The 13,023-nt window shown below is 35.3% G+C and carries 11 protein-coding genes; 9 read left to right on the top strand and 2 right to left on the bottom strand.

Going from position 1 to position 13,023, the window contains the following annotated elements:
• Nucleotide 1: 1 nt before the first annotated feature.
• A complete protein-coding gene (gene larB, locus ACS5L2_RS04620) occupies nucleotides 2–769 on the bottom strand; it encodes a nickel pincer cofactor biosynthesis protein LarB (RefSeq protein ID WP_459202598.1) in 768 nt (255 codons plus the stop codon).
• Nucleotides 770–857: 88 nt separating this feature from the next.
• Entirely contained in the window at nucleotides 858–1,622 is a 765-nt protein-coding gene (locus tag ACS5L2_RS04615; RefSeq protein ID WP_459202597.1) for a D-aminoacyl-tRNA deacylase, read from the bottom strand.
• A gap of 337 nt (nucleotides 1,623–1,959) precedes the next feature.
• On the opposite strand from ACS5L2_RS04615, the gene ACS5L2_RS04610 reads away from it, so the two are divergent.
• From ACS5L2_RS04610 to cdhD, 9 genes are all read left to right on the top strand, one after another.
• A complete protein-coding gene (locus ACS5L2_RS04610; RefSeq protein WP_459202596.1) occupies nucleotides 1,960–3,954 on the top strand; it encodes a DNA topoisomerase VI subunit B in 1,995 nt (664 codons plus the stop codon).
• A 131-nt stretch (nucleotides 3,955–4,085) separates the two neighbouring features.
• Nucleotides 4,086–4,970, top strand: a complete 885-nt coding sequence (locus tag ACS5L2_RS04605) for an RsmD family RNA methyltransferase (protein ID WP_459202595.1) — start codon at nucleotides 4,086–4,088, stop codon at nucleotides 4,968–4,970.
• Between the two features lie 10 nt (nucleotides 4,971–4,980).
• The gene (gene rsmA, locus ACS5L2_RS04600) at nucleotides 4,981–5,784 is read left to right on the top strand and encodes a 16S rRNA (adenine(1518)-N(6)/adenine(1519)-N(6))-dimethyltransferase RsmA (RefSeq protein ID WP_459202594.1); all 804 of its coding nucleotides are present in this window, start codon (nucleotides 4,981–4,983) and stop codon (nucleotides 5,782–5,784) included.
• 4 nt (nucleotides 5,785–5,788) lie between these two features.
• Nucleotides 5,789–6,664: a DUF166 domain-containing protein gene (locus ACS5L2_RS04595; RefSeq protein WP_459202593.1), complete on the top strand. Its 876-nt coding sequence runs from the start codon at nucleotides 5,789–5,791 to the stop codon at nucleotides 6,662–6,664.
• Nucleotides 6,665–6,829: 165 nt separating this feature from the next.
• Nucleotides 6,830–9,166, top strand: a complete 2,337-nt coding sequence (gene cdhA, locus ACS5L2_RS04590) for a CO dehydrogenase/acetyl-CoA synthase complex subunit alpha (protein ID WP_459202592.1) — start codon at nucleotides 6,830–6,832, stop codon at nucleotides 9,164–9,166.
• A 9-nt stretch (nucleotides 9,167–9,175) separates the two neighbouring features.
• A complete protein-coding gene (cdhB, locus tag ACS5L2_RS04585) occupies nucleotides 9,176–9,694 on the top strand; it encodes a CO dehydrogenase/acetyl-CoA synthase complex subunit epsilon (RefSeq protein ID WP_459202591.1) in 519 nt (172 codons plus the stop codon).
• 11 nt (nucleotides 9,695–9,705) lie between these two features.
• Nucleotides 9,706–11,079, top strand: coding sequence for a CO dehydrogenase/CO-methylating acetyl-CoA synthase complex subunit beta (cdhC, locus tag ACS5L2_RS04580; protein WP_459202590.1), 1,374 nt, complete (start codon nucleotides 9,706–9,708; stop codon nucleotides 11,077–11,079).
• Between the two features lie 10 nt (nucleotides 11,080–11,089).
• A complete protein-coding gene (locus tag ACS5L2_RS04575; RefSeq protein ID WP_459202589.1) occupies nucleotides 11,090–11,839 on the top strand; it encodes an ATP-binding protein in 750 nt (249 codons plus the stop codon).
• A 17-nt stretch (nucleotides 11,840–11,856) separates the two neighbouring features.
• Complete coding sequence (gene cdhD, locus ACS5L2_RS04570) at nucleotides 11,857–13,011, top strand: CO dehydrogenase/acetyl-CoA synthase subunit delta (protein ID WP_459202588.1); 1,155 nt, start codon at nucleotides 11,857–11,859, stop codon at nucleotides 13,009–13,011.
• Nucleotides 13,012–13,023 lie beyond the last annotated feature (12 nt).

The following is a 13,023-nucleotide window of genomic DNA, read 5'->3' as shown; positions in this document are numbered from 1 at the left end:
ATTACCCCTTTTTAATTCTTTTAGATATATTCGAAGCGATAAGGCCTGCAAAAACGCCTGCTCCAAAGCCGTTATCGATGTTCACAACAACGAGTCCAGGACTGCACGAATGAAGCATTGTAAGCAGTGGAGTCATTTTATAACCATATCCAACAGAAGTAGGAACTCCAATTACGGGAATATCAACGAGAGATGAGATTACTGATGGAAGTGCTCCTTCCATTCCAGCAACAGCAATAATACAGCATACATCTTCTTCAATCATGTTTTTAACAGGATTAAATAGCCTGTGAATCCCTGCAATCCCAACGTCATAATTTTTTATTACTTCACAGCCCATCAGTTTTGCAGATTCGACAGCTTCTTCCGCTACGGGAATATCAGATGTTCCCGCTGCAAGTATCCCGATTTTTTCAGTTTTTTTAATTTCAAATTCGGGTTTTTTTAGAATTGCAGTTTTTCCAAGTTCGTTTATTTCTAAAATAAGTTCGGGTTCGTCTTTAAAATATGTCTTAAGCTCTTTGGTATCATTTACGCGAGTTGCAAGGGCAATATTATTTTTTAAAGTTAATTCTTTTAGTATTTTAGCAACATCTTCACAGCGCTTCCCTTCGGCGTAAATAACTTCTGGAATACCTGTTCTGAGCTTTCTATTGGTATCAAGCTTACAAAAACCTTCTATTTCATCGAAATAGTTTAATTTTAATTTTTTTTCGGTTTCTTCCAAACTTAAACTTCCGGTTTTAAATTTTTCGAGGATTTCTCTCATAATGTCATCTGCAATCTAAATGCTATCTCAGTTATGTTACGTTGTAATATATATCCTTTTAATCTCTAATTTTTGGACAATATTATTATCAAACTCTCTGCCAGGAAATATCATTTTCATCGAAAAATTCGATGTATTTTCTTTTATCTTCCCCGTACAATCCTTTCCAGTCAATGGCTACAAAATCAAAATCCTGTTTTGAGATTAGCTGGTTTATCATATTTTCAGATAATTTTGCATGTTTTGGAGTTAAATATCCGACATAATATTCTTCTCTTAATGCAAGTTTTGTAAATTTTGGAGAATAGTGTCCTCCTCCTATTCCAATTATTTTTTCTTTTTTTTCGTATTCTGAAGTTTTTAGGGAAATTAAAGTGTCGATTAGTGAGTTGGTAATAATTTCTGCCGCATCATCAATCTGCCACTGTTCTTCACTGCTTCCAATTTCAACAAATGCTGATGGAGCTTTTAAATCTGTTGGTCCGTGGTGTACTACTTCAAAACTTACTTCAAACCCTAATTCTTTGTATTCTTCCATTTCATTGTATTTATTCATATTTTGAAGCATTAATGTATTGAATATCGGGTTACACGGGGAAATTTCTTCAGGGTTTCCGCCGTGGGAATTATCTTCTGTTAAATTTCCAGGAGTATGTACCGTTAAGGTCGGTTTTTTACTTTCGCTCGCATGTTTTGATAAAAATATGTACATTTCAGAATCTGGAAAATCCAAATGTTCTGCATGACTTGATTTTTTTTCAATTTCAAATACGCTGTAACCGTAATTTTGAACATGTTTTTTAAGGTTCTGGCTTGCAGGGTCGGTTTTTGAAGAAATTAATAAGCATTCCATTTTAATCGCCTAAATTCATCTTTAATCTGCCAATTTTTTTTATTTTAAAATTGCAAACTTCAATATTTATAGTTTCTTTATTTTATCAATTATTTGTACAAAAAATATTCATATAGAAAGATGCTCTAAAAGATGCCAATTGAAAATATAAAATTAATTTAAAATGATTATTATGTTAGAATTTTAAAAAACGGATATGCATACTTTATATATACTCCGTATCCAATAGTTAAAACGACATATTATTTAATTCACAAATTTAAATTATGAATTTGTAAATTGCGATTTTTATTTTTAATTCTACATTTGTAATAATTACATGAACTGTGGTGATTTAATGGCTGAAGATACTAACGTGGTTGTCGAAGAAAGCTTATTTGACGAATTTAAAGAACACTCAATTTCAGAGTTTTTTAGAAAAAACAAGCATATGCTCGGTTACAGTGGTAGATTAAGAAGTACGACTACGATTGTACACGAACTTGTAACAAACAGCCTTGACGCGTGTGAAGAATCTGAAATTCTCCCTGAAATATTGGTTGAAATTAAAAAAATAGGTTCTGAAACATTTGGAGTTAATATTGAGGATAACGGTCCAGGTATTCCTCCAGAATTTGTTCCAAAGGTATTTGGTAAAATGCTTGCAGGGTCAAAATTACACAGGCTGGTTCAATCAAGAGGCCAGCAGGGTATCGGTGCTGCGGGTGTTTTATTATTTGCGCAGATGACGACAGGAAAGCCATTAAAAATCACAACTTCAACAGGAAACGGTACTATCCACGAGATGGAAATTAAAATGAGTATCGAGAAAAACGAAGGGGATGTAGTTTCACACAAAACCAGAGAAGGATTCTGGAGAGGAACGAGAGTTGAAGGTGAATTTAAGGACGTTACATACAACAGGAGAGAGCAGGGGCCATTTGAATATTTACGAAGAATCAGCCTTTCAGCTCCACATGCTAAAATTACATTGCAGGACCCGGAAGAAACAACCGTTTTTGAGAGAACTGTAAACGATATTCCAGAAAGACCTGAAGTAATGAAACCACACCCATACGGTTTAACAACTGATGAGTTACTCCACATTTCAAGAATAACCGATTCTTCAAGAGTTTCAAGCATGTTAAATAGTGAACTCTCGAGAGTTACTATGAAAAGAATTAAAGAACTTGAAGAATACGTTTTAAGAGATACGCTTCTTGAAAACTACCGTGCAAGTGTATTTTGGGATACAATTGTGGGCTGTTATTTAAACTTTGATTTCACGAAGTACTTTGACATATATGGCAGTTATTTTGATAAAAAAGAAATCGAAGATGTAAAAATGCTCATAAATGGCCTTCCTGAGGGGTTAAGTGAGTTAAAAACGTACTGCATGAAGTACCTTGTAACGCAGTATCTTGTTCAAAAATTGGGCGATGAAGAATTAAAAGAAATTAAAAACCACTTCAAGAAAAAACCTGAAAATTTCATGGAATACATGGAGAAAAAATACTTAAATGCTTCATTACTCGATGAATTCAGGAGAAAATTGAAAAACATTACTAAATCTCCTGAAGAATTTGTAAAATCACTCGTAGACCTTGCAATGGTCTCTGACGCTGAACTTGAAAAATACAGAAAATCAATCAGGGACCTTTTGAAAAAAAATCCAAAAGAAATGACATGGAAAGATTCAGAAGTTATTGTAAATGTTTTACAGGATATGGACTTCATGGCACCTTCAACAGTTGGTTTAAGGCCTATTGGTGAAGAAAACATTGAAAAATCGCTCGACACTCTTGAACCAGAATTTTTGAAAACACTGACAAGAAAACCTAAAACTTACAAAGGGGGAATTCCTTTTGCAGTAGAAGTAGGTCTTGCATACGGTGGAGAAGCTGGAAGAAGTGGTGAAGAATCTAAAAAAATGGAAATCATGAGATTTTCAAACCACGTGCCATTATTATTTGATACATCAGGTTGTGGTTTAACAAACGCTGTTAAAAGTGTTAACTGGAGAAGATACGGTCTTAGAAATGATGAAGATGCACCGGTAACAGTATTTGTAAACCTTATTTCAACGCACATTCCATATACTTCAGCAGGAAAACAGGCAATTGCATCCAGTAATGAAGAAAACGAGGAAATTTTCAACGAAATAAGGCAGTCATTAATGATCTGTGCAAGGGACCTTGAACACCACATCTCAAAAATTAGACGAGAAAAAGAAGAAGAGCAGAAGAAAAAATATGTTATGAAGTACGCGGTAATCTTTGCAGAAGGGCTTGCAAGCATTACTGGAAGGCCAAAAGAAGAAATCGAAGCAAACGTAGCTAATTTGCTCAGATAATTTTACTTTTTTTTAAATTATTTTTATTTTAAGAATGTTTTTTAAAAAATTTTAAGAATTTATAAACTTCATTTAAAAAATTAATTATATTCGTTTTTTCATAAGTTAATAAAACGATTTTGGGGGATGTCATGTTATCAAAAGGGGCAGTTATCGACAAATTGCGGTCCTACAAACCATGTGAAAATTGTAATGGGCCAGTTTCTAAAACAATCCCAATATCAGATTTAAATCTCGATGGAAGAAAAAGAAAATGCGATTGTGGACATTCGCAGTTAGATGACGTAATGCTTGATGTGTTAAATTTGATTGTAGAGTTTGATGAACTTTCAAATAACGTGTCAAGTGCGACACTGCGGGATGCTGGAACCCCTTTGATAGAAATTGGATATCCTTTAAAATACCTGCCCGTTGTGTCTAACGATGAATTAATTGTTATGAACGATTTATCAAAAGCTTGCGCAAAGGAAATATTAAAAATACCTGAAGTTAAAGGAGTTATCTCAAATAATTCGAAAAATACGGGACTTAATCGCGCAGATGATTCGGGAGATGTAAATTCTCTCATTGCAGGAAACGATTTTCGATGCGATATTTTTGTTTTAAAATCCGTTATGGACTGTGTTGTTATATGTAAAAACCAGTCGAAAGTTCATATCGAATTTCCAAGGCCATTTAATCCAAAGATTGCAAAAATTGATAGATTAAATCTTAACGGAAAGGTTGTGATTGATGGTTTCTGCGGTTCAGGCACGTTAGGACTTATAGCACTAAAAAAAGGTGCGAAAAAGGTTATATTTTCAGACATAAACCCACATGCATTAAACGATGTTATATATAACTTGAAGCTAAACTTTTCAGAAGAAGTGTTTGAAAGAATTGAAATTGTCAATTTGGACTTTTTAAATCTTGATGTTACAGGAGACGTCTGTTTTGTAGATTTATTTCCACACATGAACAGAGAACCTTTTTTAAATAAAGCAAAAACAATTTCTAAACAAGTAGTACTTATTTAAACGTGAAATGATGAGACAGTCTAAAAAATTAGGCCAGTGTTTTTTAAAAGATAAAAATTTTGTCAAAAAAGCAATTAATCGTGCAGAAATAACTAATAACGATATAGTTTTAGAAGTCGGGCTTGGAGAAGGGGCTTTAACAAAAGAACTTGCTAAAGTCGCAAAAAAAGTTTATGTAATCGAACTTGATGAACGGTTAAAACCTTTTGCAGATGAAATAACCTCTGAATTTGAAAATGTTGAAATTATCTGGTCAGACGCTTTAAAAGTTGATTTAAAAAATCTTGGATTTAATAAAATCGTTGCAAATCTGCCTTACCAAATTTCTTCGCCAATAACATTTAAATTTTTAGAAGAAGATTTCGAAACGGCAGTTTTAATGTACCAGTACGAATTTGCAAAAAGAATGGCTGGAAAACCGGATACCAAAGAATACAGCAGGTTAAGTGTTGCAGTTCAGTATAATGCAGATGTTGAATTTATCTGCAAAGTTCCGCCAAGTGCATTTTCCCCAAAACCTGACGTAAATTCTGCAATTGTAAAATTAACAAAACGAGAACCAAAATATCAGGTTAATGACGAAAAATTTTTCAAAAAAGTTTTAAAAGCAATATTCCAGCACAGGAACAGAACAATTAAACGAGCATTGATTGATTCAAGTCATGAAATTGAAATTGAGCGAGATAATTTAAAAGAAATTTTAGAAAAAATTGAAAATAAGTTTGATTTTACAGAACGGGTGTTTAAAACTCCGCCTGAAAAAATTGGGTATTTGAGCAATTTGTTGTATGATGAAATAGTAAATTTGGAGTAATATCATGAAAATCACAGTACTTTATTCCGGAAACTACGGTGAACGAGTATTGAACACGATTTTAGAAAAATTTGCCCGAAATATTGTTTCAATTCATGAATTTCCCGAAAATTTACCGGAATATATCGATGATGTAACTGAATACATTCCAGAAAATCTAAAAGAATCTGATTTGATTATTTCAGTCGGTCTTTTTGGAGATATTAATTTAGTGGTATGTGATATCGCTAAAAAAATAAATGCAAAATCAATAATTATTGAATCACACAGTCCAAAACAGCTCACAAAAGGTATAAAATCTGAGATTTCGAATAGTTTAAATGGGGTAAACATTGTATTTCCAAAACCGTTCTGCTCTTTAAAACCTGTTGGGGATACCTACATCGATGAATTTTCAAAATATTTTGGAGCTCCAGAAATAGAAATTATCGGTGAAAATAGCGTTAAATCTGTAACGGTAAAACGAAATGCACCGTGCGGTTCAACAAAATATGTTGCAGAAAATTTAACTGGATATCTTTTAAATGAAGTTGAATTTGAATCCGGAAATAAACTCCATAATTACCCATGTCTTGCATCTATGGATATTGATAATGAAATTGGGGATACGATACTCCACCTTGCAGGGTATAAAATAAAAGAAGCTGTTAAAAAATCTTTGAAATTTTCAAATAAGATTTTAAAAGTGAATGATAATTGCAAGGGATTTGAATGCGGGTTTAAATGCTACAAAATATGTCCTGTTGTTAAACTGGGCGAAAATGCAGTAGAAATTGAAAAAACACGTGCAAATATAAATTACATTTATTGCGGCTACTGCATGAAGTGTCTAAACGCGTGTCCGTTTAACGCTATCGAAGTTGTAGATTTCAAAAAATAATTATTAAAAATATTTATTAAATTAACATTCCTATTTTTAAGTAATTTTCACCATTATCTCTAATATCTGACCTTTATATATTATTCTTAGAATTTTAAGCCATTTAATGCTAAACTATATATATTTTAAAATGTCATTATAAATCATGACAATTCGGTGATGGTCATGATTCATAAAAAAATGGATAAAAAACTTGATGACGATTTTTGGAAGACTAAAAATCTTTCATTAACCATTGGTGAAATTTCCAAAGGCAAGCCAAAACAAGAATTGGACGAACCTATGGGACCTACGCCAAAACCAAGTGTTACGGATTTGAGATCTTGGGATTTCAAGCTATTGAAAAGATACCCTCCTTTTTATGCACCGTTCTGTGATATGTGCTGTTTATGTACCTACGGAAAGTGTGATTTACTTGGTAAAAAAGGCGCTTGTGGAATTGACGCAGAAGCTCAGCAAGCAAGAACCGTCCTTTTAGCATCGTGCATCGGGACTGCGGCTCACGCAGGACACGGAAGACACATGCTCCACCACGTAATTAAACAAAAAGGAAAGGATTTCCCAATAAATATGGGTAAAAATATTGAAATAGAAGCTCCAATAATCAGAACTATTATTGGTAAAAAACCGATTACAGTTTCAGACTTGGATGAATCTTTATCTTACGTCGAAGAACAGTTATCGCATCTTCTTTCAGCATGCCATACAGGTCAGGAAGGAAACGCTCTTGATTTTGAATCAAAAGCACTTCATGCAGGAATGATGGACGACCTTGCAAGAGAGGTTGCAGATATTACACAAATTGTTGCATATGACATGCCAAGAGGAGATGGTGACGAACCACTTGTAGAACTGGGTCTTGGAACCGTCGATAAAGATAAACCAGTAGTACTCTGTATCGGTCACAACGTAGCACCTGGTGCAGAAATACTCGATTATATCGAAGATAACGATCTTTATGATGACGTTGAAGTTTGTGGTATTTGTTGTACTGCAATAGATATAACCAGATACAACCAAGCTGCAAAAGTTATCGGTCCACTGTCAAAACAGATGAAATTCATCAGGAGTGGTGTTTCAGATGTTATCGTAGTTGATGAACAGTGTGTCAGAACAGATGTTTTGGAAGAAGCTAAGCGAAATGGTGCAGTGGTTATTGCAACGACTGACAAAATGTGTCTTGGACTTTCAGATATGACAAAAGAAGACCCTGAATTAATCATTAACGAACTTGTTACTGGTAAAATCGATGGCGCACTTATACTTGAGCCTAAAAAGGTAGGAAAAGTTGCAGTGGAAGTTGCTAAAAAAATTGCAAAAAGAAGAGAATCTTTAAAATGTCTTCCAGATATTTCTGAAATTCCTGAAATTGCAAAAGAATGTACAGAATGCGGTTGGTGTGTTCGAGTCTGCCCAAACAACAGGCCAATAATGGATGCAGTAACTGCAGCAGCTAAGGGGGACCTTACAAAACTTGCAAATCTCTACGAATACGATATGTGCTACACCTGCGGACGATGTGAAGAAGAGTGTGAGAGAAACTTGCCACTAGTTTCATTCATCACAAAAGCTGGAGACCACTTTGTAAAAAACCAGAAATTCAAAATGAGGGCAGGAAGAGGTCCAGTTCAAGATGTTGAAATTAGAAAAGTAGGTGGCCCTATCGTTTTAGGGGATATTCCTGGCGTAGTTGCATTTGTTGGATGTTCCAACTTCCCAAACGGCGGAATAGAAATCGCTAAAATGGCAGAAGAACTCCTAAAAAGAAGGTACATAGTTGTAGCAACAGGATGTTCTGCAATGTCAATTGGAGAATATGTTGACGAAGATGGACTGACACTCTATGAAAAATATGAAGGAATTTTTGATGCGAGTGGACTTGCAAATATTGGTTCATGTGTTTCAAATGCCCATATTTCAGGAGCGTGCATCAAAATTGCAAATATCTTTGCTAAAAAGCCACTTTCTGGAAACTTCGAAGAAGTTGCAGATTACATCTTAAACAGGGTTGGTGCTTGTGGTGTAGCTTGGGGTGCATTTTCCCAAAAAGCAGCTGCAATTGCTTCAGGATTTAACCGATGGGGAGTTCCCGCAGTACTTGGGCCACACAGTTCAAAATACAGAAGGCTCTATCTTGGAAGAATCGATAAAGAAGATATGTGGGACATCAACGATTTAAGAACTGGCGAAACAGTTAAAGGCGAGCCTGCTCCAGAGCATCTGCTTTATGCGGCAGAAACTATGGAAGAAGCACTTGTAAGCACTGTAAAAATGTGTATAAGGCCAAATGATACGCCTAAAGGAAGACAGTTAAAGCTTTCAAATTACATAGATTTATACAAAAAATACTTTGGCGAATTACCACCTGACTTAGAATTATTTGTAAGAAACGAAAGAGATATTCCAATTACCCACAAAAAAGAGGTAATGGATGACTTAAAAAGCAAAAACTGGACTCCAAGGGAAGCTCCAAAAGAACCCTCATTACTTGAGAGGAAATAGGGTGAAAATATGGATGGAGATAGAACTACCCCCTGGCAACCAACCGTAATTGCGGGTCCAAAACATGGAATGCTTGTAACTCCTGCAATTGCAAAAATGATGCTAAAAAAGGCTAAAAATCCTCTCTTCGTGATAGGATCGCTTATTCGGGAAGACGAAGAATTAATAACACTATGTAAAAACATTGTGGATGTTTGGGATTTACCTGTGGTGGCTACTGGAAATATTTACAAGATATTGACTGAAAAAGGCATAAAATCTAAAAGATATGGTACAATAGAGATTGTAAATCTGTTAAAAGACCCCGAATGGAAAGGAATAGCTGGTGAGGGGCAATATGACCTTGTATTATTTATCGGGATTACATACTACCTTGCATCACAAGGCCTTTCCTCACTTAAACATTTTGCGCCACATTTGAAAACAGTGACACTTTGTAAATACTTTCATTCAAATGCGGATGCATCATTTCCCAATATGTCTGATTCCGAATGGACAAAATATTTAGAAAAAATGTCAAAAATTTAAGGGAGATACTCATGTTTGGAGACATACCTGTTGAAATAAGTCCGATGTATGAAGGAGAAAGAATAAGGGCAGCAAACATGTTCGTAGAACTTGCGGGGCCCAAATCAGTTGGTGCAGAGCTAGTTTTAGTTTCTGACAATGTGGAAGATGGAAAAGTTGAAGTTATCGGTCCAGAGCTTAAAGACATGGAAGAAGGAAAAATCTACCCATTTGGTATATTAATGGAAGTTTCTGGAGAAAAACTTGAAAAAGACCTTGAAGGAGTAATTGAAAGAAGAATGCACGAAATCTGCAACTATGTTCAAGGTTTCATGCACTTAAACCAAAGGGACAAAATCTGGTGTAGAATAAGTAAAGATTCCCATTCAAAAGGCTTTGAATTGAAACATCTTGGACAGGCTCTTTCGACACTCTTTAAAGACGAATTCCCAATTATTGAAGCAATTTCAATCACGATATTTACTGAAGAAGAAAAAGTAAAAGAATTCGTTGAAAAAGCAGTTTCAGAATACCAAGCACGGGATAGTAAAGCACGGGATTTGAGTGAAGAAGACGTTGATGTATTTTATGGATGCATCATGTGTCAATCATTTGCTCCAACTCACGTCTGTATAATCACGCCTGATAGACCAGCGTTATGTGGTGGAATTAACTGGTTTGACTGTAGAGCTGCTGCAAAAATTGATCCAGAAGGGCCAATATTTGAAGTTCCAAAAGGAGACCTGTTAGACCCAGTTACGGGAGAATATACTGCATTAAATGCAACTGTTGCAGATAAATCGCAGAGTACGTTTGACAAAGTATATTTACACAGTATTTTTGGACACCCGCACACGTCATGCGGTTGCTTTGAAGCTGTAGCATTTTACATTCCAGAAGTAGATGGAATTGGAATTGTTCACAGGGATTTCAAGGGAGACACACCGATGGGAATTCCATTCTCTGCAATGGCAGGACAGTGTTCCGGTGGAAAACAGGTTGAAGGATTTGCAGGTCTTTGTGTCGAGTACATGAGATCACCAAAATTCTTACAAGCTGATGGCGGATACGAAAGAATCGTCTGGCTTCCAAAAGAAATCAAGGAAAAAGTTCTCGAATCAATTCCTGAAGAATTAAGGGACAAAATTGCAACTGAAGAAGATGTTTCAAGCATTCACAATCTAAAAAAATTCCTGACAGAAAAAGATCACCCTGTTCTCAAAAGAATTGCTGAATTAGAAGCACCTGTTGAAGAACAAGTGGAAGAAGTTGAGTCAAAACCTGCAGGAGAACTCGTTCAATTTGCACAGATTCCTGAAATGGCAATTCCTACATCTGGCGGAATTAAAATTATACTTAAAAATGCGAAAATTTACGCTGAAAAAATTATCATAAAAAAGAAATAGGCTGTTAAAAATGATTATCGCAGTTACTGGAAAAGGCGGAGTTGGAAAAACTCTTCTTTCATCTTTAATAATTAGGAATCTTACTAAAAGTGGAAAAAACATCTTGGCGATAGATGCGGATCCGGATTCCAATCTCCCTGAAGCTCTTGGAGTGGAAGTGACAAAAACCGTTGGAGATGCAAGGGAGGAGTTGAAAAAAGAAGTTAAATCTGGAAATACATCTCCAGAAATGGATATGTGGAATAGTTTAGACTATAAAATCATGGAATCAATTATAGAAACGCCAGAATTTGACCTTCTTGTAATGGGCCGGCCTGAAGGAAGTGGCTGTTACTGTGCTGTAAATAACATGCTCAGAAAAATCATTGAAACGGTTTCTTCAAATTATGATATTGTAGTAATCGATACAGAAGCAGGACTCGAACATTTGAGCAGAAGAACTACTCAAAATGTTGATACCTTACTTGTAGTTACTGATTCATCAAAAAGAGGAATTTTAACTGCTAACAGAATAAAAGAGCTTGCAAAAGAATTAGATATCAGCTTTAAAAATTTATACCTTGTGTTAAACCGGATAAAACCAGAAAACGAAGAAAATGTTCGTGAAAAAGTTAAGGACTTTGGTTTAGACATTATTGGAATAATATACGACGACGAAATTACAGCAGGTTATGATATGGAAGGAAAACCATTATTTGAGCTTCCAGATGATTCAGAGACTGTAATTTCCGTTTCAAAAATCGTTGAAAAAATATTATGATAATTGGATGTGAAATCATGGATACGATGTCACAGATTCTAAAATTACTCGAAAAAACCGATTCGATCGAAATAAACGAGTTTAGAATGGATGTAGATGAGTTGGAACTTACCATAATGCCTACACTACAAAATGTCGTTCAAAAAGTTGTTGAAAAACAAATTGAAGCTAAAAAAGAATTCGAAAGTCAGATTGAATTTAAATACCCTGTAAAAGACTACGCTGGAAAAGTAAACGAAGTTAAACTCGGCGGAAAAAACAGAAAAACCGTTAAACTTGGTGGACAGACCAGTCTTTACAGATTTGAAGAACCTCAACCAAATGCACCAACTGTTACTTTCGATGTATTTGATATTCCAATGAATGGGCTTCCAAGACCAATCAAAGAAAACTTTGAAGATGTAATGCACAGCCCTGGAGAATGGGCACAAAAAGCCGTTAAAGAATTTGGCGCAGATATGATTACACTTCACTTGATCGGAACTGACCCAAAAGTTAAAGATAAATCATTAAAAGATGCAGCAAAAGATTTAGAAGAAGTTTTGCAGGCAGTAAAAGTTCCTTTAGTAATTGGTGGTTCAGGTAATCCTAAAAAAGACCCGCTTGTTCTTGAAATGGCTGCAGAAGTTGCAGATGGTGAAAGATGTCTTTTGGCTTCAGCAAACCTTGATTTGGATTACCAAAAAATTGCACAGGCTGCAGTTAAACACGACCATGCAGTACTTTCATGGGCAATTTCCGATATAAACATGCAGAAAGTATTGAACAAAGCACTCATGAAGGAGGGTTTAACCCATAACGATATTGTAATGGATCCAACAACATGTGCTCTTGGTTATGGTATCGAGTTTTCAATTGACGTAATGACAAGAACAAGACTTTCTGCTTTGAAAGGAGAAGAAATTTTACAGATGCCGATGTCTTCTGGAACCACTAATGCATGGGGTTCAAGAGAAGCTTGGATGAAAAAAGACGAATGGGGACCTACAAAGTACAGAGGACCTATTTGGGAAGTTGTCACAGGTCTTACAATGATGCTCTGTGGAGTTGACATATTCATGATGTTGCACCCACTTTCAGTTAAAACCTTGAAAGAAATCGGAACAACACTCACTTACGAATACAAATCAAAAGAATCCCAGGATATTTCCGACTGGATAAATAAATTCTAAGGGGGTTTTAAA

This window comes from Methanococcus mangrovi, from assembly GCF_054506835.1.
The sequence above is the reverse complement of the archived record's forward strand: the minus strand, read 5'-3'. Positions and strand labels throughout refer to the sequence as shown.